22 protein-coding genes and 2 pseudogenes are annotated in these 24,364 nt (G+C 62.0%); 15 read left to right on the forward strand and 9 right to left on the reverse strand.

What is annotated here, in order from left to right:
• Positions 1–14 precede the first annotated feature (14 nt).
• From HZY77_RS02930 to HZY77_RS02995, 14 genes and pseudogenes are all read left to right on the forward strand, one after another.
• On the forward strand, positions 15–725 hold the full coding sequence (locus tag HZY77_RS02930) for an RNA polymerase sigma factor FliA (protein ID WP_296632476.1): 711 nt from the start codon (positions 15–17) through the stop codon (positions 723–725).
• Between the two features lie 70 nt (positions 726–795).
• A complete protein-coding gene (locus HZY77_RS02935; protein WP_296818573.1) occupies positions 796–2,019 on the forward strand; it encodes a malic enzyme-like NAD(P)-binding protein in 1,224 nt (407 codons plus the stop codon).
• 27 nt (positions 2,020–2,046) lie between these two features.
• Positions 2,047–2,427 carry a succinate dehydrogenase, cytochrome b556 subunit gene (sdhC, locus tag HZY77_RS02940; protein WP_296818575.1) on the forward strand — a complete coding sequence of 127 codons (381 nt, stop codon included), beginning with the start codon at positions 2,047–2,049 and terminating at the stop codon, positions 2,425–2,427.
• Positions 2,424–2,606, forward strand: coding sequence for a hypothetical protein (locus HZY77_RS02945; RefSeq protein WP_296818577.1), 183 nt, complete (start codon positions 2,424–2,426; stop codon positions 2,604–2,606). Before sdhC ends, HZY77_RS02945 begins: the two co-directional genes overlap by 4 nt.
• Positions 2,585–2,707: a succinate dehydrogenase, hydrophobic membrane anchor protein gene (gene sdhD, locus HZY77_RS02950; protein WP_296818579.1), complete on the forward strand. Its 123-nt coding sequence runs from the start codon at positions 2,585–2,587 to the stop codon at positions 2,705–2,707. The genes HZY77_RS02945 and sdhD overlap by 22 nt, the downstream gene beginning before the upstream one ends.
• A gap of 55 nt (positions 2,708–2,762) precedes the next feature.
• Entirely contained in the window at positions 2,763–4,517 is a 1,755-nt protein-coding gene (gene sdhA, locus HZY77_RS02955) for a succinate dehydrogenase flavoprotein subunit (RefSeq protein ID WP_296818581.1), read from the forward strand.
• Positions 4,517–5,211: pseudogene (locus HZY77_RS02960) on the forward strand (succinate dehydrogenase iron-sulfur subunit). Before sdhA ends, HZY77_RS02960 begins: the two are co-directional and overlap by 1 nt.
• The gene (locus tag HZY77_RS02965) at positions 5,204–5,458 is read left to right on the forward strand and encodes a succinate dehydrogenase assembly factor 2 (RefSeq protein ID WP_026240820.1); all 255 of its coding nucleotides are present in this window, start codon (positions 5,204–5,206) and stop codon (positions 5,456–5,458) included. Before HZY77_RS02960 ends, HZY77_RS02965 begins: the two are co-directional and overlap by 8 nt.
• A complete protein-coding gene (gltA, locus tag HZY77_RS02970) occupies positions 5,424–6,749 on the forward strand; it encodes a citrate synthase (protein WP_296820800.1) in 1,326 nt (441 codons plus the stop codon). Before HZY77_RS02965 ends, gltA begins: the two co-directional genes overlap by 35 nt.
• Before the next feature lie 24 nt (positions 6,750–6,773).
• Positions 6,774–9,470, forward strand: a complete 2,697-nt coding sequence (locus HZY77_RS02975) for a 2-oxoglutarate dehydrogenase E1 component (protein ID WP_296818584.1) — start codon at positions 6,774–6,776, stop codon at positions 9,468–9,470.
• The gene (sucB, locus tag HZY77_RS02980) at positions 9,460–10,536 is read left to right on the forward strand and encodes a dihydrolipoyllysine-residue succinyltransferase (protein ID WP_296818586.1); all 1,077 of its coding nucleotides are present in this window, start codon (positions 9,460–9,462) and stop codon (positions 10,534–10,536) included. Before HZY77_RS02975 ends, sucB begins: the two co-directional genes overlap by 11 nt.
• 24 nt (positions 10,537–10,560) lie before the next feature.
• The gene (locus HZY77_RS02985; RefSeq protein ID WP_296818588.1) at positions 10,561–11,424 is read left to right on the forward strand and encodes an ABC transporter ATP-binding protein; all 864 of its coding nucleotides are present in this window, start codon (positions 10,561–10,563) and stop codon (positions 11,422–11,424) included.
• 121 nt (positions 11,425–11,545) lie between these two features.
• Positions 11,546–13,210: a tetratricopeptide repeat-containing response regulator gene (locus HZY77_RS02990; RefSeq protein ID WP_296818590.1), complete on the forward strand. Its 1,665-nt coding sequence runs from the start codon at positions 11,546–11,548 to the stop codon at positions 13,208–13,210.
• Positions 13,207–13,860 (forward strand): ATP-binding protein, encoded by a 654-nt coding sequence (locus HZY77_RS02995; RefSeq protein WP_296818592.1) that lies wholly within the window; start codon positions 13,207–13,209, stop codon positions 13,858–13,860. Before HZY77_RS02990 ends, HZY77_RS02995 begins: the two co-directional genes overlap by 4 nt.
• A gap of 32 nt (positions 13,861–13,892) precedes the next feature.
• Here the strand turns inward: HZY77_RS02995 and HZY77_RS03000 are convergent, their stop codons facing one another.
• The 9 genes and pseudogenes from HZY77_RS03000 to HZY77_RS03040 form a co-directional block, all read right to left on the reverse strand.
• A complete protein-coding gene (locus tag HZY77_RS03000) occupies positions 13,893–14,237 on the reverse strand; it encodes a hypothetical protein (protein ID WP_296818594.1) in 345 nt (114 codons plus the stop codon).
• 124 nt (positions 14,238–14,361) lie between these two features.
• On the reverse strand, positions 14,362–16,833 hold the full coding sequence (locus HZY77_RS03005; RefSeq protein WP_296818596.1) for an EAL domain-containing protein: 2,472 nt from the start codon (positions 16,831–16,833) through the stop codon (positions 14,362–14,364).
• Between the two features lie 50 nt (positions 16,834–16,883).
• A pseudogene (locus HZY77_RS03010) lies at positions 16,884–17,326 on the reverse strand (response regulator).
• Positions 17,323–19,806, reverse strand: a complete 2,484-nt coding sequence (locus HZY77_RS03015) for a PAS domain S-box protein (RefSeq protein ID WP_296820802.1) — start codon at positions 19,804–19,806, stop codon at positions 17,323–17,325. The pseudogene HZY77_RS03010 and the gene HZY77_RS03015 overlap by 4 nt, the downstream one beginning before the upstream one ends.
• A 435-nt stretch (positions 19,807–20,241) precedes the next feature.
• Entirely contained in the window at positions 20,242–20,874 is a 633-nt protein-coding gene (locus tag HZY77_RS03020; RefSeq protein ID WP_296818599.1) for an alpha/beta hydrolase, read from the reverse strand.
• Between the two features lie 59 nt (positions 20,875–20,933).
• Positions 20,934–21,848, reverse strand: coding sequence for an FUSC family protein (locus HZY77_RS03025; protein ID WP_296818602.1), 915 nt, complete (start codon positions 21,846–21,848; stop codon positions 20,934–20,936).
• 208 nt (positions 21,849–22,056) lie between these two features.
• Positions 22,057–22,581 carry an O-acetyl-ADP-ribose deacetylase gene (locus HZY77_RS03030; protein ID WP_296818604.1) on the reverse strand — a complete coding sequence of 175 codons (525 nt, stop codon included), beginning with the start codon at positions 22,579–22,581 and terminating at the stop codon, positions 22,057–22,059.
• A 10-nt stretch (positions 22,582–22,591) separates the two neighbouring features.
• On the reverse strand, positions 22,592–23,122 hold the full coding sequence (locus tag HZY77_RS03035) for a lipocalin family protein (protein ID WP_296818606.1): 531 nt from the start codon (positions 23,120–23,122) through the stop codon (positions 22,592–22,594).
• Between the two features lie 188 nt (positions 23,123–23,310).
• On the reverse strand, positions 23,311–23,550 hold the full coding sequence (locus HZY77_RS03040; protein ID WP_296818608.1) for a hypothetical protein: 240 nt from the start codon (positions 23,548–23,550) through the stop codon (positions 23,311–23,313).
• Between the two features lie 220 nt (positions 23,551–23,770).
• Here HZY77_RS03040 and HZY77_RS03045 point away from each other — a divergent pair, with 220 nt between their 5' ends.
• Entirely contained in the window at positions 23,771–24,322 is a 552-nt protein-coding gene (locus HZY77_RS03045) for an FxDxF family PEP-CTERM protein (RefSeq protein WP_296818610.1), read from the forward strand.
• Positions 24,323–24,364: the final 42 nt, after the last annotated feature.

A 24,364-nucleotide genomic window follows, 5' to 3' on the forward strand; every position in this document is an offset into this window, starting at 1 on the left:
GGGAAACCCTGAACATGGTAGGTAAACCATCGTCGCAGGACGAGCAGATCACCAAGTATGCGCCGCTGGTCAAGCGCATTGCATATCATATGATGGCGCGCCTGCCCGCCAGCGTAGAAGTCGACGATCTCATCCAGGTCGGGCTGATCGGCCTGATGGATGCGGTAGGGCGCTTCGACGGCACCCAGGGCGCGCAGTTCGAATCCTATGCTACCCAGCGCATCCGTGGCGCCATGCTCGACGAGTTGCGCGAGGCGGATTGGCTGCCGCGCCATGTACGGCAGAAATCCCGGCAGATCGAAGCCGCCATCCACCGGCTGGAGCAGCGCAACGGCAAGTCGCCGTCCGAGCAGGAAATCTCCGCCGAGCTGGGCATGCCGATCGATCAGTATCAATCCATGCTGGGCGACGTGAAGTGTTCCCAGCTGCTTTATTACGAAGATTTCTCGGATGAGGACAGCGCCAGCTTTCTGGAGCGCTATCTGGTCGACGGCAGCAATGACCCGTTGGCGGTGCTCGAGGACGAGGGGTTCCGCGACAGCCTGATCGCCGCGATCCACCACCTGCCGGAGCGCGAGCGCAGCATGATGGGCATGTACTACGAACAGGACATGAATCTGAAGGAAATCGGGGCGGTGCTCGGCGTGTCCGAGTCGCGCGTGTGCCAGCTGCATTCGCAGGCGGTCGCGCGTCTGCGCGCCCAACTCAAGATCTGGAAAGACTGACTCCGGGGACGGAACGCGGGTAAATCCGCGATAATGACGGCTTGTTTATCCAACCAGCATTCTTTGCCTCATGAGCCAAGCCGCCCTCAAGAANAAAGCCCTCGATTACCATCGCCTGCCCAAGCCCGGCAAGCTCTCCGTCGAATCGTCCAAACCCTGTTCCACGCAGGCGGACCTGTCGCTCGCCTATACGCCTGGCGTGGCCCAGCCGGTGCTGGAGATCGCNAAAAACCCCGCCAGAGCCTACGATTACACGAACAAGGGCAATCTGGTCGCGGTGATCACCGACGGCACCGCGATTCTCGGTCTGGGTAATCGCGGCCCGCTCGCCGCGAAGCCGGTGATGGAGGGCAAGGCTGTGCTATTCAAGCAGTTCGCCGGGATCGACGTCTACGACATCGAAGTCAACGCCAAGACACCGCAGGATTTCATCAAGGTGGTGGAGGCGATCGCCCCTACCTTCGGTGGAATCAACCTCGAAGACATCGCAGCGCCGCACTGTTTCGAAATCGAAGCGGCGCTGAAGAAGAAACTCGACATCCCGGTATTCCACGATGACCAGCATGGCACCGCCACCATCATCTGCGCGGGCCTCATCAACGCCCTGCATGTGCAGGGCAAGACGCTGGAAACCGCCAAGATCGTGTGCCTCGGCGCCGGCGCGGCCGGCATCGCCTCGCTGAACCTGCTGGTCGCGATGGGCGCGCAGAAGCGCAACATCCTGCTGGTCGATTCCAGNGGTGTGGTGCACAAAGGACGCACCGATCTCAACAGCTTCAAGAAAGCCTACGCGCGCCAGACCAAGCTGCGTACGTTGGACGAAGCGATGGTGGGCGCCGATGTGTTCGTCGGCGTGTCGGGTGCCAACCTGGTCAGCCCTGCCATGGTCAAAAGCATGGCGGACAAGCCTGTGGTGTTCGCGCTGGCCAACCCCAATCCGGAAATCCTGCCGGAAAAGGCCAAGGCGGCGCGCAGCGATCTCATCATGGCGACCGGCCGTTCCGACTTCCCCAATCAGGTGAACAATGTCCTGGGTTTCCCGTTCATTTTCCGCGGTGCGCTCGATGCGCGGGCAAAGCAGATCACCGAATCCATGCTGATCGCCGCGGTGAACGCGCTGGCCGAGCTGGCACGCGAACCGGTGCCGGCATCGGTGTTGAAGGCCTATAAACTGAAGAAGCTCAAATTCGGCCCGGACTACATCCTGCCGAAACCATTCGACCCGCGCCTTGCCCAGCGCGTCCCCCAGGCCGTGGCCAAGGCGGCGAAGAAGGCGCCGGGCAAGCGCCGCTGAGTCGCCGACCTGGCGAGAGCCGAATCGATGAAGCCGATCGCGCGCCCCGTTTACCTGGATCTGTTGCGCATTTATTTACCGCTGGCCGGTTGGGTGTCGATCCTGCATCGGGTGTCAGGTGCGCTGCTGTTTCTGGCACTGCCGCTTGGCGTGTGGGCGCTGTCGCTGTCGCTGTCGAGCGAGGCCGGTTTCCTGCGTATGGCCGGATGGGTGACGCATCCGCTGAGCAAACTGCTGCTGTTGCTTGGCGTATGGGCGTTCACGCATCATCTGTTTGCCGGTTTGCGGCATCTGGCGCTCGATGTCCATTGGGGGACGGGCCTGTCGCACGCGCGGCAAAGCAGCCTCGCGGTGATGTTGGCAACAGGGCTGGTGACGCTGCTCGCCGCCTGGAGACTGTTCACATGAAGCCGGCTACCGGCGCGCATGCGGGCACCGGTATCTGGCTGGTGCAGCGTGCCACGGCGGTGGTACTGGCCGTGGCCTTGCCTGGCTTGATGGCCCATTTCCTCCTGGCTTTGCCGGTCGATTTTCCGGATGGCAGGGATTGTTCGCACCGCTTTGGGTGCGGGTTCTGCTGCTGCTGACGGCGCTGGCACTGGCGCTGCACGCCTGGGTGGGCGTGCGTGACATTTTCATGGACTATATCCATTTCACCGGTCTGCGGCTGGCACTGTATCTGGGGTGATCGCCACCCTGGCGGGCAGCGTCGTCTGGCTGGCCGCCGTCCTGTGGGGGCCGGCATGAACACGCGCCGCTTCGACGCCCTCATCGTCGGCGGCGGCGGCGCCGGACTGCGCGCGGCCCTGCAACTCGCGCGTTCGGATTACAAGGTCGCGGTGGTGTCGAAGGTTTTCCCGACGCGTTCGCACACCGTGTCGGCGCAGGGCGGCATCACCGCCGCGCTCGCCAACGTCGACGACGACCGCTGGGAATGGCATATGTACGACACGGTCAAGGGCGGCGACTGGCTCGGCGACCAGGATGCGATCGAGTTCATGTGCCGCGAGGCGGCCACGGCCGTCTACGAACTCGAACACATGGGCCTGCCATTCTCGCGCCTCGACAACGGCAAGATCTATCAGCGCCCCTTCGGTGGGCAGTCCAAGCACTTCGGCGGCGATCAGGCCACGCGCACCTGCGCCGCTGCCGATCGCACCGGCCATGCGCTGCTGCATACGCTGTACCAGCAGAACATCGCCCACCGCACGCAATTCTTCGACGAGTACTTTGCGCTCGACCTGCTGCGCGATGCCGACGGCTATTGCCTCGGTGTCACCGCGATGAGCATTGAGACCGGCGAACCGCTGCTGATCGAGGCACGCACGACCCTGCTCGCCACCGGTGGGGCAGGGCGGGTGTTCTGGAACAGCAGCAATGCCATGATCAATACCGGCGATGGCCTTGGCATGGTGCTGCGCGCCGGCCTGCCGCTGCAGGACATGGAGTTCTGGCAGTTCCACCCCACCGGGATTGCCGGCGTCGGCTGCCTCATCACCGAGGGCGTGCGCGGCGAGGGCGGCTATCTGCTGAACCGGCACGGGGAGCGCTTCATGGAGCGCTACGCGCCGCATGCAAAGGACCTCGCCGGGCGCGACGTGGTGGCGCGTGCGATCGCCATCGAAATCGCCGAGGGACGCGGCTGTGGCCCGCGCGGGGATTACGTCGATATCAAACTCGATCATCTGGGCGANAAAACCATTGCCGAGAAGCTGCCCGGCATCCGCGACCTGGCGATCCGCTTCGCCGGCGTCGACCCGGTCGAGAAACCTATCCCCGTCGCGCCGACTGCGCACTACATGATGGGTGGCATTCCCACCAACCTGCATGGCCAGGTCGTTGCGCCGGCGCGCTACGGCCCGGAAGAGCCAGTGCCGGGCCTGTATGCCGTCGGCGAGTGTGCCTGCGTGTCGGTGCATGGCGCCAATCGTCTGGGCGGTAATTCGCTGCTCGATCTCATTGTCTTCGGCCGCGCCGCCGGCAAGCACATGCTGGAATACCTTCGCGACAACCCCTATCCGCGTCCCATGCCCGAGTCTGCGGCCGACGCCAGCCAGACACGTCTGGCCCGCTGGGACCAGTCCGGCAGCGAACGCGTGGCGGCGATCAGCGATGACCTGCGGCGCCTGATGCAGAGGCATGCGGGCGTATTCCGGACGGATGCGGTATTGCGCGAGGGGCTGGAAAAACTGAATGAACTGGAAGGCCGTCTGGCGCATGCCGGCCTCACGGATACCAGCCGCGTGTTCAACACGGCACGCATCGAGGCGCTGGAGCTGGAGAACCTCATGGACGTGGCGCGGGCGACGCTGGTATCGGCCATCAGCCGGACCGAAAGCCGCGGCGCACATACGCGTGAAGACTTCCCCGCGCGCGACGACGAACACTGGCTGAAGCACACGCTGTATTCGCGGGCGGGCGACCAGGTGGACGCCAAGCCGGTGCGGCTTAAGCCGCTGACGGTGGAGTCGATACGGCCGAAGGAGAGGGTGTATTGATGAAATTCCGCCTCTACCGCTACTCACCCGAATCCGGCGAGAAGCCCCGTATGCAGGATGTCGAACTCGACATCGATCCCGCCGGCAAGATGTTGCTCGACGCGCTCATCGCGATCAAGGCGCAGGACGAAACACTGTCCCTGCGCCGCTCCTGCCGCGAAGGCGTATGCGGATCGGACGCAATGAACGTGAACGGCAGAAACCGGCTGGCGTGCATCACGCCCCTGGGCGAACTCAAGGAACCGATCGAAGTCAGGCCGCTACCGGGGCTGCCGGTGATCCGCGACCTCATCGTCGACATGGAACCGTTCTACAGGCAATACCGCTCGATCAAGCCCTGGTTGATCAACGACGAACCCGAACCCGAGGTGGAGCGTCTGCAAAGCCCCGAAGACCGCGCGCTGCTCGACGGCGCCTATGAGTGCATCCTGTGCGCCTGCTGCACGACGGCATGTCCATCGTTCTGGTGGAATCCCGATAAATTCGTCGGCCCGGCAGGATTGCTGCAGGCCTATCGCTTCATCGCGGATTCGCGCGACGAGGCGACGTCTGCGCGGCTCGACAATGTGGAGGATCCGTATCGTCTGTATCGCTGCCACGGCATCATGAACTGCGTCGATGCCTGCCCAAAGGCCTGAACCCGACCGAGGCCATCGGGCGCATCAAATCACTCTTGGTGAAACGCCGTGTCTGACGTGCTGGCCTGGCGTTGCAGGCGGGGGTTGCTCGAACTCGATCTCTGGCTGAGTGGCTTTCTGGCGGCGCACCGCGCTACACTTCAGCCTTGCGAGGCCGCCGCACTGGAACGGCTGCTGGATCTGCCGGACATGGAGATCATCGATCGGCTGCAAGGCCGGTCGCCAGCGGGCGATGCCGGACTGGAAGCGCTTGTACAACGCCTGCGACATTTTCAGGCAGCAACACTTTTGGAATCACGATGAAAAAACCGTCACCCTCACCTTCAGCGACGGCAGCCCTTCGATCGAATTGCCGATCGAGCAAGGCACCTATGGCAAGCCGGTCATCGACATCCGCGCACTGGGTGCGCACGGCTATTTCACCCACGACCCCGGCTTCACTGCCACGTCGAGCTGCACGTCGGCCATCACCTACATCGACGGCGACGAAGGCCTGCTGTATTACCGCGGCTATCCGATCGAGGAACTGGCCTACAAGTCCGACTACATGGAAGTCAGCTATCTGCTGCTTCACGGCGAACTGCCGACGGCTGAGCAGAAAATGGCGTTCGAGCAATCGATCCGCCACCATACCCTGCTGCACGACCAGATGGAAAACGTGTTCCGCGGCTTCCGTCGCAGCGCGCATCCCATGGCGGTGATGATCGGCGTGACGGGAGCAATGTCGGCCTTCTATCACAGCGGGCTGGACAACTTCAATCCGGCGCATCGCGAGATCGTCGCCCATCGGCTGATTGCGAAGGTGCCTACGGTCGCGGCCTGGGCCTACAAGTTCAACGAAGGCCAGCCTTTCGTCTATCCTCAGAACCGCCTGAGCTATGCCGAGAACTTCATGCACATGATGTTCTCCAGCCCGTGCGAGGAGTATGTGCCGAACCCGGTTCTGGCGCGTGCGCTCGACCGCATCTTCGTCCTGCACGCCGACCACGAGCAGAACGCCTCGACCTCGACCGTGCGGCTGGCCGGCTCGAGCGGCGCCAACCCCTATGCCTGCATCGCCAGCGGCATGGCCTCGCTGTGGGGGCCGCTGCATGGCGGCGCCAACGAAGCGGTGCTACGCATGCTGGAGGAGATGGACGATGTCTCCAAGATTCCGGAATTCATCAAGCGCGCCAAGGACAAGTCCGATCCGTTCCGCCTGATGGGCTTCGGCCATCGCATCTACAAGAACATGGATCCGCGGGCGGCGATCATCCGCCAGACCTGCTACGAGGTGCTGGACGAACTCGACCTGCGCGACGATCCGCAGTTCAAGATCGCGCTCGAGCTCGAACGCATCGCGCTGGAAGACGAGTATTTCATCGCCAAGAAGCTCTATCCCAACGTCGATTTCTACTCGGGCATCATCTTCCGCGCCATGGGCATTCCCACCAGCATGTTCACCGCGTTGTTCGCCATGGCCCGCACCGCAGGCTGGGTCGCGCAATGGCATGAGATGCTGTCCGATCCGGCGCACAAGATCGGCCGGCCACGCCAGCTTTACATTGGCGCGGCCCGTCGTGAATTCGTCCCGATCGGCCAGCGCAAGGCCTAGCGGCATACCCGGGATCGATCGGCCATGAATGCGCCCGACTGGCATCCGACCTCGCCGCTGTATGCCGGCAATGCCGCGTACCTGGAGCAGTTCGGCGACGACGCGCTGACGCCCTGGTTGAACCAGCCACTGCCGGTCGCGGCAGCCGGATCGGATGCCGCGCAGGTTGCGGTGCTGCGCCTGATCAATGCCTATCGCTACCTGGGCGTGCGGCAGGCCGATCTCGATCCGCTGCGCCGTTTCGAACCTCCGCCGACNCCCGAACTTGACCCTGCGCACTACGGCCTGACCGAGGCCGACCTGACACGCGAATTCGAGACCGGCTCGCTGTTCGGAGTGGAGCGCACCACGTTGGCCGATATCCTGCAACGCCTGAACAACGCCTATTGCGGCCATGTCGGCGTCGAATACATGCACATCACCGACGTGGCGCGCAAGCGCTGGCTGCAGGAGCGCATCGAGTCGGCGCAGGGACGCTTCGGGGTGTCGATCGACCTGAAGAAGCAGCTGCTCAAGCGGCTGACCGACGCCGAGACGCTGGAGAAATTCCTGCACACCCGCCATGTCGGGCAGAAGCGCTTTTCGCTCGAGGGCGGCGAGAGCCTGATCCCGCTGCTCGACCAGGTGATCGCCCGCTGTGCACGCCATGGAGCCAAGGAAATCGTGATGGGCATGGCGCACCGCGGGCGCATCAACGTGCTGGCCAACATCATGGGATGCTCGCTGGAAAGCCTGTACGAAGAGCCGCGCAATGGCTATCCGGATTCACCCTTGTCTGGCGACGTCAAATACCACCAGGGCTTTTCCTCCGACATCGCCACGCCGTACGGTCCGGTACACCTGGCGCTGGCATTCAATCCCTCGCATCTCGAGATCGTGCACCCGGTGGTGCGCGGCTCGGTGCGCNNGCGCCAGGACCGGCGCGGCGACGTGCTCGGCTACGAGGTGGTGCCGGTGATCCTGCACGGCGACGCCGCGCTGTCGGGGCAGGGCGTGGTGATGGAAAGCCTCAACATGTCGCAGACACGCGGCTTCCGGAACGGCGGCGCGATTCATATCGTCATCAACAACCAGATCGGCTTCACCACCTCCGACCCGCGCGACGTGCGCTCGACCCTGTACTGCACCGACGTCGCCAAGATGGTCGAGGCGCCGGTGCTGCACGTCAATGGTGACAATCCCGAGGCCGTGGCCTTTGCCGTGCAGACGGCGGTCGATTACCGCTATACCTTCCACAAGAACTGTTTCATCGATCTGGTGTGCTACCGCCGCCACGGCCACAACGAACAGGACGAACCGCTCGCCACCCAGCCGCTGATGTACCGGCGCATCCAGGCACACCCCAGCACGCGCGTCCTGTACGCCCAGCGGCTGGTCGACGAAAGCGTGTTGTCCCAGTCGCAGGTGGACGATCTGGTGGACGTCTGTCGCGAACGGCTGGAGCATGGCGAATCGTTGAGCTCGCCGATCCTGTCCGATTTCAAGGCGACCTATGGCATGGACTGGGGCCGTTTCAAGCATGGCGACCCTGGCGAGGTGCCGACTGCGATATCGGCCAGCCGGCTGGATTTTCTGGGCGAGCGCATCACCACGCTGCAGCATGAAATCGAACTGCATTCGCGGGTGCAGAAGGTGCTGGATGACCGTCGCAGGATGCGTGCAGGCGAGCTGCCGGTGGACTGGGGCTATGCCGAGAACCTGGCCTATGCCAGCCTGCTGGACGTCGGCTACAACGTTCGTGTGTCGGGGCAGGATTCGGCGCGCGGCACTTTCTTCCACCGCCATGCCGTGTGGCACGACCAGAAGCGCGAACGCCGCCAGAGCGGCGTCTATGTGCCGCTCGAACACATCCATGGCAGACAGGGCGATTTCACCATCATCGATTCGCTGCTGTCGGAAGAGGCTGTGCTGGCGTTCGAATACGGCTATGCCACCGCCGATCCCGACACGCTGGTGGTGTGGGAGGCGCAATTTGGCGATTTCGCCAACGGCGCACAAGTGGTGATCGACCAGTTCATCACCAGCGGCGAAGCCAAGTGGGGGCGCCTGTGCGGCCTGACGCTGATGCTGCCGCACGGCCTGGAAGGGCAGGGGCCGGAGCATTCCTCTGCCCGCCTCGAACGCTATCTGCAACTATGCGCGCAGGAGAACATCCAGGTCTGCGTGCCGACCCTGCCGGCGCAGATGTTTCATCTGCTGCGGCGGCAGCTCGTGCGTCCGGTCAGGAAGCCGCTGGTGATCATGAGCCCCAAGAGCCTGCTGCGCCATCCCGCCTCCACGTCGGCGCTGGCGGACCTGAGCGGCGGAGCGTTCCTGCCGGTCATCGACGATCCGCGCGCGCCGCGGGACGCCAAACGCGTGGTGGCGTGCAGCGGGCGCGTGTGGTTCGATCTCGAAGCGGCCCGGGCGGCGCGCGGGCTGGACGAGGTCGCGCTGGTGCGGGTCGAACAGCTCTATCCCTTCCCGGAGGCGGCGTTCACGGCCGTCCTGGCTGCCTATCCGCAGGCCGGGACCTTCGTCTGGGCGCAGGAAGAACCGATGAACCAGGGCGCGTGGTACCAGACCCTGCACCATCTCAATCACTGCGCACCCGGTGGGCACCGTTTCCATTATGCGGGCCGGCCCGCGGCCGCCGCGCCGGCGTCGGGCTACGTATCCCGCCATCGGGCGGAACTGGAAGCGCTGTTGAACGATGCGTTGGAGAATCCCTGTGAAACTTGAGGTGCGCGTTCCTACCCTGTCCGATTCGATTGCCAGCGGCACCCTGCTGCCGTGGCGCAAGCAGGTTGGCGAGACCGTGGCGCGGGACGAAACCCTGGTCGACCTGGAAACCGACAAGGTGATCCTGGAAATCCCCGCGCCGGCATCCGGCACCCTGGTCGAACTGCGTCAGCCCGAGGGTGCCGTGGTCAAGGCCGACGAGGTGGTAGCGGTCATCGAAACCGGCGAGGCCATCGTGGTGCCCGGACCTGCCGAGAAACCCGTCCAGCCAGCTACGCCAGCGGTAGCCGTGCCGACGGTCGCCGCGGTGCCTGCGCCCGCCATGCCGTTGCCCGTTACGACACCGGCAGCAGCATCAGATACCCCGGGCGCAAACCGCCGCGAGCCCATGTCGCGCCTGCGCAGCCGGGTGGCCGAACGTCTGGTCGCGGCACAGCACACCGCCGCCATGCTGACCACCTTCAACGAAGTGAACATGCAGCCAGTGAACGAACTGCGCCAGCGCTTCAAGGCCGAGTTCGAGATCAAGCATGGCGTCAAGCTCGGCTACATGTCGTTCTTCGTGCGCGCGGTATGCCAGGCGCTGCAGCAGTTTCCCATCGTCAATGCCGCCATCGACGGCACCGACATCGTGTGGCAGGGCGACGCCGACATCGGCATCGCGATCTCCAGTCCGCGCGGGCTGGTGGTGCCGATTTTGCGCCGCGCCCAGGCGCTGTCCTCCGCCGAAATCGAAGCAGCCATCGCCGACTTCGCCCGCCGCGCACGCGAGGCAAAGCTCACCCTGGATGAACTCAGTGGAGGCACGTTCTCCATCACCAACGGTGGGGTGTTCGGCTCGCTGCTCTCCACGCCCATTCTCAATCCGCCGCAGTCGGCGATTCTGGGCATGCATACGATCCAGGAGCGCCCCGTCGCGGAAAACGGCCAGGTCGTGATCCGCCCCATGATGTACCTGGCGCTGACCTACGATCACCGCCTGATCGACGGGCGCGACGCCGTGCAATTCCTGGTGGCGGTGAAAGCCGCACTGGAAGCGCCCGATGCGTTGTTGCCCGCGGTCTGATGCTTAATGCCGGGATTGGATGACATGGCAGCCGCTTTTGAACACGATGCGTCGGCTCCACCGGCCCGTGCACTGGTCGAGGTGCGCGACCTGCATTTCTCGTACGACGACAATGCCGTGCTGAAGGGGATCAATCTTGCGATACCGCGCGGCAAGGTGGTCGCCATCCTGGGCGTCAGCGGCTGCGGCAAGACCACGCTGCTGCGCCATCTCGGCGGCCAGCTCAGGCCGTCGCGCGGCAGTGTGGTGTTCGACGGCCAGGTCGTCCACGAACTCGACAACGCAGGTCTGTATGCGATGCGGCGGAAGATGGGGATGATGTTCCAGGTCAGCGGCTTGTTCAGCGATCTGTCCGTGTTCGACAACATCGCCTATCCGATGCGCGAGCACACCGACCTTCCGGAGGAGGTCATCCGCGATTTGGTGCTGATGAAGCTGCATGCCGTCGGCCTGCGTGGCGCCCACGATCTGCGCACCAGCGAACTGTCGGGCGGCATGGAGCGGCGGGTGGCGCTCGCCCGGGCGATTGCGCTCGATCCCCGGCTGATCATGTACGACGAACCTTTCGCCGGCCTCGACCCGATTTCGCTCAATACCATCGCCAACCTGATCCGCCGGCTCAACGATGCGCTCGGCCTGACTTCGATCGTGGTGACCTACGACGTGTCGGAATCGCTGAAGGTGGCCGACTATGTCTATTTCATTCATCACGGCGTGGTGGTGGCCGAAGGAGAGGCTTCTGCAATGCAAGACTCGAGCGATCCTTTCGTCCATCAATTCGTCCATGCGGAACCCGACGGACCGGTGGCGTTCCAGTACCCAAGCCGGCCGTATGGGGAGGAACTGGCGCTTGCTGCCCAACCGGCCGGGGTGAAATCCGCTTCCTAGCGCGTTTTCGGGCTGTCCGAGGTTCAGTTGGGCAGAAAATCGTCGTTATTCCACTCAATAAACCCATTCAATGGAAACCCCAGGTGGAAAACGCTGACTATTTATGCGAAGGGTCTCGGGAGTGAGCCAGCCGCCAGCAGCGGACAGCGATAGCTTCATCGACTATGGTGCCCTGCGCNNGCTGGTGGTGGACGATTCGCCCGGCATGCGCAATGCCCTGCGGCTGACCCTGTCCAACTTCGGGATCACCAAGATCCAGATGGTGGCCAATGCCGCCGAGGCCATCTTCCAGATCAAGAACCGCTCCTATGATTTCATCCTGTGCGACTTCAACCTGGGCGAGGGGCGCGATGGCCAGCAACTGCTGGAGGAGTTGCGTCACGGCAACCTGATCGCGCTGGAGACCGTCTTCATGATGGTCACGGCGGAATCCTATTATGAAAAAGTGGTCGCCACGGCCGAACTGGCGCCGGACGACTACATGATCAAGCCCTTCAGTGCAGAGCTGCTGTGCAGCCGGCTCACTGGCATCCTGTTGCGCAAGCGGGCATTCCGTGACGTCTACTGGCATTTCCAGGCACAGGACCTGGAGGCCTCGATCGCGGCCTGCGACGCGCTCATCCACAACAAGCCGAAATATGCCGTGGATGCCTTGCGCTTCAAAGGCGAACTGTTGGTCGCGCTTGGACGCTTCGAGGAAGCCGAGGCCTTGTATCAGCAGGTGGTGTCGATGCGTGCCATTCCCTGGGCCCGCCTGGGGCTTGCCCGGGCGCTGCATCTGCAGAAGAAAAACGAAGCGGCCGAGGAAGAACTGCGTGACGTCCTTGAGCATGCGCCTGAAATGGTCGCTGCCTATGACCTGCTCTCCGATGTCTGTCTGGAAAAGAAGGATGTGGCCGCAGCGCAGGAAGCCCTGGAAAAGGGCGTGGCCATCTCGGCCAAGACGGTCCGCAGGCAGCAGAAACTCGGGGAAGTCGCCTATGGCAACGGCGATCTCGATACCGCTCGTACCGCATTCGATAATGTGCTGGAGAAGGGGCGCCACTCCATTTTCGTGACGCCTGCTGACTTCGGCAATCTTTGCCGGGTGCAACTGGAACAGGGCGATCTGGAGGCAGTGGCCGATACGCTGAAGAAGAACAAAAGCACGCTGCAGGCGAATCCGGAAGGGCAGCTTGTGATGGCGGTCACGCAGAGCATTGCGCATACCCGGACCGGCAATCTGTCGGAAGCCGTCAAGGCGCTGGATGCGGTGGCAAGCCTGCGCGCCGACGGTACGCGCGGGGATGCCCAACTGATGCTGGACCTGGCCGGTGCCTGCATGGCCAACGGCCGCCATGAGGAAGCGGATGCCGTGGTTGCCGAGGTGGCGCGCAACGCACACGACAGCGAGGCGCTGCTGGCGAAGGCGAAGCGTCTCTATGAAGAGGCGGGACGGACGGACGCCGGCGCCAGCGTCCTGGCCTCGGCGACAGGCGATGTGCGCAAGCTCAACAACGAAGGCGTAGTGCTGGCGCAGCGCGGCGACTACAAAACCGCCGTGGAAAAATTGCTGACCGCCTGCAGCGAAGCGCCCTACAANCCCCGCATCCTCATGAACGCCGTGTGGGTGATCCTCAAGTACATTGATCAAGTGGGGATGGACGAGAGCATGATCGAAACCGCACGGACCCAGCTCAGGGAGGCGGAGCGCCAGGCACCCGGCCACCCGCGGCTGGCCGGGCTGCGCCTGCAGATGAAAGATGTGGAAACCCGTTTCGGCATCCAGCGGAAGGCTGCCCGATGAAATTCGACGGCACCGATTTTTACGCGGCGCTGATCCATGAACTGAAGAACAATCTGGGCGTGCTGTCGATGACGCTCGAGCGCATCCCGCTGCTGGGCGAAGCGGAGCACGACGCCTCGGTCGATTCGGCCCGGCTGTTGTGCCAGAACGTGGTCGATCGGCTGCATCAGGCACTGCTGATCTACAAGGCGGCCAATCAGACGATCCATCCCGTGCTCGATGCCTATTCGCCGCATGATCTGGTTCAGGAAATCGCGGCCGGCGCAAAGGCCTTGGCGCACGGCCGCCTGCATGTCGAGACGTCGATCGCCGGGGATACGCCCGTACTTTGGTTCTTCGATCGCGACCTGGTTGAAATGGCTCTGGTCAACGCCATTCACAATGCGCTGGCCCATGCGCGATCGACCATCCGGATCGAGGCGGAAATGGACGCAGACTGTTTGGCCCTGCGCGTGCGCGACGACTCGCCGGGCTATCCTGAACATGTTCTCGAGAGCGTGGCCGAAGGCCGGTCGTATGCCGCCACAGGGACCGGGCTGGGCCTGCAGTTTGCCCGGTTGATCGCACAAAGCCACGACAACCGTGGGCGCCAGGGCGAACTGCGGCTCGGCAATGATCCCGGTGCGGTTTTCAGCCTGCTTTTGCCTTGAGAGGGTGAGGGCAGTTCTTCCACACCTGCGCGCTATTCTTCCAGCAGGGTCACCGTGGCTTCGGCAGTCTTGCAGTCGATGTCGAGCCGCACCACACAGTATTCGGTCTGCTCGTCGATAGGTGTCGGGTCGTCTGCGCAGCTGCAGCCCGCAATGATCCCCGTGTAAANAATGCCCGCCTTGGCCCGGATCAGACCGGCTTCCTCGTTCACGCTGATGATCATCGCCTGGAAGGGACGGTCAGTCACGTAGCTGCTGGACGACAAGCCCCGTTGCAGCGGGAGACACCCGGCATCCAGCTGTTCGATTTCCTGCTTGAGTACAGCCTGGAACACGGGGGTGTTCCAGGCACGCAAGGATTGAGGGAACTGGTTCATGGGCTTTGCCTTCTTCAAATAAGGGGCGTGCGGCGCATCGCGGGCGGTCGGTCATGCATCACGTCCTGTGCACAAATAGAACGAAACCGTGCCGGGTGTGGGAAAGGGCATTGTCACCCCAGGACTAGTCTCCCGGCAACTGCTGCGGATTATGGCTCGCGATGAACGCCGCCGTCTCGTCCACCGGTATGGGGCGGCTGAAGCAATATCCCTGGATGATGTCGCATTCGTGCGATCGCAGAAAGCTGATCTGCTCATTGGTTTCGACACCTTCCGCTACGACCTCGAGTCCCAGTTTGTGGCCGAGTGAAATGCTGGCTTCGGCAATTGCCGACAGGTTGTTGTCTTCCCNGGAATCCGGAATGAAGGTACGGTCGATTTTCAGGACGTCGAGCGGAAAACGTTTCAAATAGGCCAACGAGGAATAGCCCGTTCCAAAATCGTCGATGGCGAGACGCACGCCCAAGGCGTCGAGTGCGGCCAGGATTTCGCTCGTGGTCTGCACGTCCTGCATGGCGGTGCTTTCGGTGATCTCGAGTTCGAGGTGATGCGGGGNGACACCTTCGTCGCGGAGAGCCTGCCGCACACGGTCCAGCAAGGTCTGTTCCCTGAATTGCCGGGCCGAGACGTTGACCGATACCCGCATGGGCGTGAGGGACGCTTCATGGAATTTCCGGTATTGCTCGCACGCATTGCGCAGCACCCATTCTCCAACGGGAACGATCAGTCCCGTTTCTTCCAGCAAAGGGATGAAGTCGTCGGGCGACACGAGTCCGTGTTCAGGATGCTGCCAGCGCAACAGCGCTTCCGCTCCGGCAANTCNCCCGCTGCGCAGGTCCAGCTGGGGCTGGTAGTAGAGCACAAACTCCTTGCGATCGAGTGCGCGCCTCAGGTCCGTTTCCAGAGCCAGCAATTCCTCTCCACGCGCATTCATTTCTGGCGCATAGAATTGATACTGGTTTCGGCCATTTGCCTTGGCGCGATACATCGCCGTATCGGCATTCTTCAGTAGCGTTTCCGGATCGTTGCCATCATGGGGATAGATGGAAATCCCCATGCTGAAGGCAGCATAGACATCCTGCCCGGTGATGAGGACTGCCGTCTCGAATGCCTCGCGCACTTTATGCAGGATGGCCAATATGCTGTCCAGGCCAGTCAACTCACCGATCAGAATCGTGAATTCGTCACNCCCGTAACGGGCCACGACATCGTTCGGGCGCACACACTTCCGCAACCGCTGTGCCACATTGCGTAGCAGCGCATCGCCGGCGGCATGACCCAGACTGTCGTTGATGCGCTTGAAATTGTCGATGTCGAGAAACAGCACTGCGGTCAGAAAACGGCCGCGTCGGGCGCGTGCCAGTTCAGTCGCAAGGTGTTCTTCGAGCAGCAAGCGGTTGGGGAGTTCGGTCAGGGCGTCGTGGGTCGCCTGGCGTTTCAGTTCGCGTTCGAAATGCTTGCGTTCGCTGATGTCGCGCGCAATGGTGGAGAAAAATCCCGCTGCACCGTTCGAACCGCCGTGGGCGAGCACGACCTGGGAAACGGCGATCTCCCGTCCACCTGCGCCCTTGACCACACTTTNCCCGTGCCATGCGCCTTCGCGCCGGGCCGTGGGAAACGCTTCAATCAGAATCCGCTGGGTCGCCCACTCGGGATGGCAGTCGGCGATATGCCGTGCACCGACGTCCTCCTCCCCGCNTAGCCCCAGCATGGCCCGTCCGGCCCGGTTCAGGTAGCGCAGGCGTCCCTCGTCGTCCATGATCGCGACGAAATCCGTCGTGGCTTCGAGGATGTCCAGTAGCTGGGCCCGCTTTTCCTCCGAGCGTATCCTGTCGGTGATGTCCCGGCCCGTCGAGACGAAGCTCGAAATCTGCATGGCGCTGTCGAACAAGGGGGCGATGGNTTTCTCTTCGTAGAAAAGGTCGCCATCCTTGCGGCGATTGACGAGCGTTTCCTGGAATACGCCGCCTGCAAGAATGATGTCCCACAGATTCCGGAAGAATGCCTCGTCGTGGTGTCCCGACTTGATCAGGGACGGTGAGGTGCCGATTGCTTCTTCCGCGGTGAAGCCCGTGAGCCGTTCGAAGGCTGGGTTGACGTACTGGATTTTGCCTTGTGGGTCGGTGATGAACACGCTGTCGGCGGCCTGTTCCACGACCAGCGAAAGCCGGCGCACGGCCTGTTCGGCAATGCGCCGCTCGCGCCGCACCCTGGCATCGGACAGCTCCCGGTATATCGCAGGCACCAGGCGGGCCAGATTGCCCTTCATGACATAGTCCTGCGCACCTGCCCGCATGCCGATGACCGCAGTGTCTTCGCCGATGGTGCCGGAAACGAAAATGAAGGGAATGTCGGGATCGTGGCGCTTGACGACATCGAGCGCGCGCGNCGCGCTGAAATAGGGCATCGAGTAATCCGAGAACACGATGTCCCATTTCTGCTCGAGTGCCTTCAGCAGTTCGGCCTCGGTGTCCAGGCGCTGCCATTCAAGGTAGAAGTTCGCGCGCTGCAAATATTCGACCAACAGCAGGGCATCGTCCTCCGAGTCTTCCACGATCAGCGCACGTATCGCGACATCGCTGGTCGGTTCATTCATGGTGGCATCCCGCAGGTGCGGTTTTCATTCGCTGTTTCATGCTGATTGGTCTAGTTTCCATGAGGCGGTGTCTGATTGAGCAATAGCCAATAAAGCCCCAGTTGGCCAGCCGCCCTTACAAAATCGTCGAAATCGACCGGCTTGCGCACATAGCTGTTGGCGCCCAGGGCATACCCCTTGATCCGGTCTTCCTCTTCGTTCGATGAGGTCAGGATCACCACCGGCTGCAGGCGCGTGTATTCGCTCGCACGTATGCGGCGCAACACTTCCAGGCCGTCGATCTTGGGGAGTTTGAGGTCCAGCAGCACCACGGACGGGTGATCGTCCGGATCCCGGCCAGCGTAGGTTCCGGTGCAAAAAGATAATCGAGCGCTTCCACGCCGTCGCGTGCGAGGACCAGCCTGTTGCCGATGTTGTGGGTTTCCAGGGCATGGACGGTCAGGGCTGCATCGTCCGGGTTGTCTTCCACTAAAAGTATGCTCTTGCCGCTCACGATGACATCTCCGGTTCCAAGGTGAAATAGAATCGCGTCCCTTTTCCGACCTCGCTTTCGGCCCATATCCTGCCGCCGTGCTTGTGAATGATTCGTTGCACGGTGGCGAGACCAATGCCCGTCCCAGGGAATTCGCTTGTATCGTGCAGGCGCTGGAATACGCCAAACAGTTTGTCGGCATAAGCCATGTCGAATCCCACCCCGTTGTCGCTGACGACATAGGTCGGGGTGCCCGGGCCGGCTGCGCGTTCCAGTGCGATCCGGGCGTCGACACGGGATCCGGTGAATTTCCAGGCGTTGCCGAGCAGATTGTCGAGCACGATGCGCAGCAGCCCCTTGTCGCCCTGCGCCAGCAGATTGGGAGCGATGGTGAATTGCACCGTGCGATCCGGTGCCTGTTTGCATAAATCCGCAACGATCTCGTTGGCGAGGGCGCTCATGTCCACCTGCTCGCGCTTGAGTCCGGTACGGGTGACGCGTGACAGCTTGAGCAGGTCGTCGATCAGGGTGCCCATGTGCTGGGCGGCGCGGCGCACCCGGCCGAGGCGGTCGCGTCCCGTCTCGTCGAGTTTGTCGGCATAGTCGTTTAGCAGGATATGACTGAAGCCGTCGATTGCCCGGAGCGGCGCGCGCAAATCGTGGGAGACCGAATAGCTGAAGGCTTCGAGTTCCTGGTTGATGGCCTCCAGCTCGATCGATCGGCTTTTCAGCTGCTGCTCGATTTCCTTGCGCTGGGTGATGTCCTCGATGATGCCGTCGTAATAGGCCAGGCCGCTGGCGTCGCGTTTCAGGCTGGCCGTAATGGCACCGTAGAACGGCCGCCCCTTGAGCGTATGCATTTCGATTTCCTCATTGACGATCGTATTCGGCTGGCCCGCGCTTTCACTGAACAGCGGTTGACCGGAAGCGGTCTGGAAAACGGCGATCGGATGTGCCAGCAAGGCTTCGGCGGAATCGGCTTCCAGCATGTTGACCAGGGCCGGGTTCACCTCGAGGAAACGTCTTTCCGGTCCGGTGGTCTTGCGGAACACGCCGACCGGCAGGTTGTTCATCAGATCCTGATAGCGTACCTGCGCTTCGTGGCGCTGGCGCTCAGCCTGCTTGCGCGCTGANNTGTCGCGGATGATGGCCGTCACGACCTTTCCCTGCGGCGTGTCGAGCGGGCTCAGGCTGATTTCCAGCGGAAATGCACTGCCATCCTTGCGCCGGCCGAACAACTCCATGCCTTCGCCCATGGGGCGCGTATAGGGATTGGATGCAAAACTTGCACGGTGGCTTTCATGGCGGTGGCGCAGGGATTCTGGGACCAGAATCTCGATCGGTTGCTGCAGCAGCTCGTCGCGCGCATAGCCGAAATATTTTTCCGCCTGTGCATTGACCAGGACGATGCGCCCTTCACGGTTGACGATCACAATGGCGTCCGGCGCCGACTCGAGCAGGGCGCGAAAACGCGCTTCGCTCGCTACGACCGAGGCTTCGGCCGTGCGTCGCCGCATGCTGTAAANAGCGATTGCCCAGGCCGCGAAAGTGAAAATCAGCAGCAGCGCGGCAAAAACAATCCAGAGATGCTTCGACAACACGAGATTCTGTGCGGCAAGCGTGGAGGCAGGCTGGTAGGCCACGAGGATCCAGCGCTCACGCTTGGATGACTCCGATGCGCCGTCCGGACCGGGGAGCGGAGTGGTCGAGGCGTAGGTGTACAAACCTTGATCGGTAAGAAACTGGCCTTCGCGGGCGGTGCCATTGATTATTTTCCAGGCTTGAGGGTCGCGTATGGCCAGACGTTTGTCGGTTCGGCCCGGCAGCATGAATCCCCATTCGTCCTCGGTATCGGGCCCCAGCATCCAGTATCCGGCGGCGTTCAGCAGCCAGAGTTGGCTGGCGGCATGCTCCGCGCTCGAGATCTTCCGCAAGTGGCCAAGGAAGTTACCGCCCAGGTAGTTCAGCATGATCATGCCGCGCCTGTGCCCCTGTCGATCGAAAATCGGCGTACCAAAGCGCATCATGGGCTTGAGGGGCTGTTCGAGGGCGCCGTGTTCGATATTGAGGTCCANGGGTGAAACATAGATTTCTCCCTGCGCCAAGGCGAGCGTTTCGCGCACGTAGTAGCGACTGGATTTGTCTTGCAAGTTCTCAGGCGCGACGTTCTCGGGATGGCCGTTGTTCCAGTTGACGCGGACGATCTCCCGTCCGTTCTCATCCAGAAATCGAATCTGGTCGTATAGCGCCTTGCGTGAGGCAAACGCCAGATAGCGCGCGGCAAGTGGCGCATACGCGGNGGGAGNGGCGTGTGTTCCGTCGTTCAGGAGCGCGTATTGGTCCGCCAGATAGAGCAGATCGGAACGGATGTTCGCGAATTCGACCAGGTTCGTCTGGACCGAAAGCCGAATGGCTTCCCGTTCGGAAGCTTTCTGCAAAGCCAGGGCACTTTTCGCCTGAACGGCATAAAACGCCCAGATAACGATCGCCAGCACCAGCACGACGGGCAACCAGATGGCCAGGAACCGACGTAAGAACGGTATACNCCCTGTATTTTCGGGGTTATCCGGTGAGGCATCGACGGCTTTCATTGAATGCTCAGTCCTTTATCCAAAGAAAGGAAACTGCGCGAAGGGAATCCTTCCCTTCCGCTATGCCAAACAATCAAATTCGCCGCACTGATGAAACCGTGTCTGTATTCTTCCTTAGGGCACCCTTGGGGAGGAATTTTTCTCGATGCAGATGGCAGGCAACACCGCGGCATTGCCCGCAGGCACCTGCATCACGCCCTATTGCCGCGAAAGATAGCCTACTTTGCATCACGTTGCATCACGAAGCAAAAATAAAACCGTTTGCCATGCAAGAAATTCGAATCTTACAAGACTCCTTGGCATGGGTTAAATTAAAGATGTTCTTGAAATATAGCTTAAAAGCGTTCAATGCCGCGGTGCCATTCCGGTAATCGCTTCGAGAGTCTTCACTATGTCGTTGAAAACCAGCTTCGAGTTCATGATGTAGGTATGACTGGACGGTACTTTGAGTGCTTCCGCTTCGAAGCGGCCCGTGGCTTCAGACACGCTGAGAATGAAATCGTTGGCTTCCGTGCCGAAGGGCAGCCATGAACGGCGCAGGCCGCCGATGCCGGCATAGATCCGGGTAGGAACCGAGGGCATGGGCAGGCTCGACATGAATGCGTCGACTGCCAGCAATTGACCCATTTCGCCCGTCAGAAGCTTGTAGAGCCAGATCCGGGAAAAGAATTTGGCGGCCTTGCAGGCAACCATTGGCGGTGCCAGGAAAAAGCAGGCGGATGGCGTCCGGTTTTCCAGATGGCCAAGCGCTGTCCTGATGATGACGGTTCCGAGAGAGTGGCCGACCAGCGCGTAGTGCCGGGTATCGATCTGTCGGTCGATCAGCTTTACCAGGCGAGCGGTGGCATGCTGCAGGCCCTCAAAAGTCGGGTAATAGCCAAACAGAATCGGGTTGTGCCCGGCCTGCCTCAAGCGTCGGCGCAACAGCATCATGGAAACCGGTGTCGTCCCCATTCCATGAATTAAAACGAGATCCATCGAATCCTCTGGTACGGTGTAGGCTTAATCCGGCTGGGTATTGGAGCTAAGGCTCATGCCTATTGCTTCTCTTGCGGATAGACTCGCGCGTTCCTTGCTTCGAAATGGGCCAGAATTTCCGGATGGTGAAGGATGCCACCACCGATAAAGCCGATGAAACTGCCCAGAACGATATCGAACATGCGCGCCCGTACAAGCTGGTCGGGCGCTAGTGCGACCGTCGAGGCCTCGGCAAGCAGCACGGTCAAGGGCGTAATGAAGATGACCGCGAGACCATAATTGCGTACCACGAGCAGTTCGACCATGAAGTTGAGCGCCATGATCACCCCTACCAGTTCCCATGAGTTGAACGGCAGTGAAAAAATGATCCATGCCAGTCCCATCCCGATTGCAGTACCGATGATGCGGTGGATTTTTCTGCGCCATACCGCGCGAAAGGTCGCACCCTGTAGGATGGCCGCACAGGAAACCGGCACCCAGTAAGGGTTGTGCAGGTTCAAAAACTGGGCCAGAAGCAGCGAGCCGCCAACGAACAGACCGATCACGATGGCGTCCGGGAGGAGCCATTCGAGGCGCGGCTCGCGTGCCGGACGTTCGGGCACGGGTGCTGCCTTGCGTGCAACCAGGAGGCTGTACAGGAAGGCCAGCAGGCAGGACTGGATGCCGCCCAGCACGAAGAGCCCCACATGCGTCGGGATCAATGACTGATTGAAGGGCAGAGTGCCCGCCACTGCCGCCACCAGAATGAAAAAGAAGCTGCCAGGCGGCGGAAGCGCATAGAAACGGGTGATGAGCGTTACCAGTGCGGTGGTCAGTCCCAAAATGGTGGCAGATACATATGGATTGAAACTCGTGCTGACCCCCAGCGCGAAGCAGACGGTGAGCCCGAGGGAACATACGGCTAGCGTCACCATCCGGTGCGGGATGGACGTGTGCGGCATGTACAGGACGACCATGGCGCCGATGCTGGCCAAGATGCCGGAGTCGAAGTGGCCGAAATGGACCCNCAGCAGGGCTGGAATCCCTACGCAGAGTGAGGCGAGCAGGGGAATGTGCCAGGGGCGGCCAGACGTTTTCCAGGCCAGCAGCGACGTGAAATCCTGCAGCAGTCTGCGGCCGAATGAAGGATCACTTGGGTTCGCGTGCATGAAGCCTGAGCATAACGCTATTTGACTGGGCCATTCAGGAGCCAGCTCCCATCTGACCGAGCAGCCTTGCATAGACGCTTCGATCCGCACCGGAATGACAGCAAAAGACGATGTCTCGCATGTCGGTGAACACGTGCGTGGCCGCGCGGACCGTGGCAATGGCGATGCGTGCGGCGGGCTCGACCGGATAGCCATAGGCACCTGTGCTGATACAGGGAAATGCAAGTGTACGGATGCCATGCTGCGCCGCGACCTTGATGGTGCGCCGGTAGCACGATGCCAGGAGATCGGGCTCTCCCTGGTCGCCGCCGTGCCACACCGGGCCGACGGTGTGGATCACGAAGCGGGCTGGCAGGCGATAGCCTTTTGTGAGCTTGGCATCACCGGTCGGGCAGGTACCGAGCAAGCGGCATTCCGCCAGCAATTCCGGCCCGGCCGCACGATGGATCGNCCCGTCGACGCCGCCACCGCCGAGCAGCGACGGATTGGCGGCGTTGACGATGGCATCCAGCACGAGCGTGGTGATGTCGGCCTGGACGACGTGCAGGGTGGCGGGCATGGTCCTGGCGTCAGCGGATCGCGCGGGTGTGCGGGGTCATGATGAATGCCTGCCGGTCGAAGCCGAGTTCGGCTGCCCGCGCCAGCAGGGCCGCCTGCGTCGCCGCGTCGAGCTTCGGCTCGCGCGCCAGGATCCATGCGTATTGACGGCCCGGTTCGCCCACCAGCACCCACCGATAGTCCGGATCGAGATCCAGAATCCAGTAATCGCCATAGAAGGGGCGGAAGAAGCTCACCTTCAGCCGGGCGCCCCGGCTGCCAGCCACGACCTTGGCGATGCCGTCGGCCTGCTCGATCCTGCCGGTCGCGGTGCGGCACTGGTTTACAACGGCGACGGCCGATCCGTCCGCGCGGTAAGTGGCCTGGGTATCCGACACGCACATGGCCTGAAACCGGTTTGGAAGCCGTGCGATCTCATACCATCTGCCGTAATAGCGATCGAGATCAACCGACGGTACGGTCGCGAGCGGACGCGGAGTGGACGTGCATGCAGCCAGCCAGACGGTTGCAGCGGCGATGGAAAGGAAAAGGGAATAGGGCATGGTTCGGCTCCCGCACTTGATCGAGGCGATAGACAAACGACACGCGCAGGATGACATATCCCGCCCCGTTTTGGCCAGATGTGCCCGGCTGCCGGTTTGAACACTTCATTTCCGGAACGTCCGGGGTTGCTTGCCTCGTCTGCCCACTACCAAGATGAAGCGCCTTTGTTGGCCGGGCAAGCGGTGCGCTACCAGACAGGAAACTCGAATCCATCGTCCGCCGCCTGTAGGCGGCGTAAAGCGGTACGGATCGTGCCGTCGTAGGGATGCGCTTGGATGACATCCGGCAGCCACGGATAGCATCCGGCGTAATCGCATTGCCGGCCGTAGTCGTCCGCGTCGTCGAGCGGCACATCGCCAAGCTCGTGCAGGGCTTCCTCGGCCAGCCGGTCGGCTTGACTGTCCAGTCTCTCGTCTTGCGTGTTCATGGCACTCTCCTTGTTGTCCGGAATGCCCATCCTTGCCCGGCAAGGTGATCCCTTGATGACAGTCGATACGTGGTCCGATGGTCCGAATCCCCGGGAGCCGATGCCATTGGCCCGAACGTGCCATGCCGGAAGCAACGCGAATGCCTGCGCCTGCAACATGCATGCGTGAAACTGCATGCATGTTGGAAGGCTGCATTATTTTTGCGATTGGGGAGTTTTCATGAAACGCATGCAATTCATGCTGGCGCTTGCACTGGCTGGCTCGATGGGATCGGCCGCTGCGTCGGCCGTCGGCCCGGGCTATCTCGGCGATCTGGTCGGACAAAATGTCTCGATCGCCCATACCGTCTCCGGGCTGGGCACGCCTATCGTCGATGTATACGGCTTCGATATCGGTTCCTTCGCGTCGGAGGCCATCGCCACGAGCGTGAAGGTGAAGCTGCAATTCGGGTCTGGCAGCACGCCCGTTTACGACATCAGCAATTTCGCGATCACCCTGCAGGACACGAACGGCACGATTTATGGAACCGACAGCACGTTCGACTCCAGCGGTGCACTGGATCTCGGCGCCATCCTGTCGCCATCCGCAATCGGGGCGCCCGGCTTCTATCAGTTCGTCGTGACCGGCACCACGGCCGGCACTGCTGGAGGCATCTATGCGGGTGCCCTGAGCGCTGCGCCCGTACCGGAGCCCAAGACATGGATGACGCTGCTGGCAGGACTGGGTCTGATCGGCATGATGGTGGAGCGCACCAAGCATCGACCCGGATAGCGTGCCGCCGTGACCGGAGACCCCTGTTTACCTTCCTCCAAC

The organism is Thiobacillus sp. (assembly GCF_013693775.1).
Taxonomy (GTDB): Bacteria; Pseudomonadota; Gammaproteobacteria; order Burkholderiales; family Thiobacillaceae; genus Thiobacillus.

Coding starts and splice junctions, on each gene's coding strand:
- HZY77_RS02930 (WP_296632476.1), top strand. CDS start 15: ATGGTAGGTAAACCATCGTCGCAGGACGAGCAGATCACCAAGTATGCG.
- sdhC (WP_296818575.1), top strand. CDS start 2,047: ATGAAGCCGATCGCGCGCCCCGTTTACCTGGATCTGTTGCGCATTTAT.
- HZY77_RS02945 (WP_296818577.1), top strand. CDS start 2,424: ATGAAGCCGGCTACCGGCGCGCATGCGGGCACCGGTATCTGGCTGGTG.
- HZY77_RS02985 (WP_296818588.1), top strand. CDS start 10,561: ATGGCAGCCGCTTTTGAACACGATGCGTCGGCTCCACCGGCCCGTGCA.
- HZY77_RS02995 (WP_296818592.1), top strand. CDS start 13,207: ATGAAATTCGACGGCACCGATTTTTACGCGGCGCTGATCCATGAACTG.
- HZY77_RS03020 (WP_296818599.1), bottom strand. CDS start 20,874: ATGGATCTCGTTTTAATTCATGGAATGGGGACGACACCGGTTTCCATG.
- HZY77_RS03035 (WP_296818606.1), bottom strand. CDS start 23,122: ATGCCCTATTCCCTTTTCCTTTCCATCGCCGCTGCAACCGTCTGGCTG.
- HZY77_RS03040 (WP_296818608.1), bottom strand. CDS start 23,550: ATGAACACGCAAGACGAGAGACTGGACAGTCAAGCCGACCGGCTGGCC.
- HZY77_RS03045 (WP_296818610.1), top strand. CDS start 23,771: ATGAAACGCATGCAATTCATGCTGGCGCTTGCACTGGCTGGCTCGATG.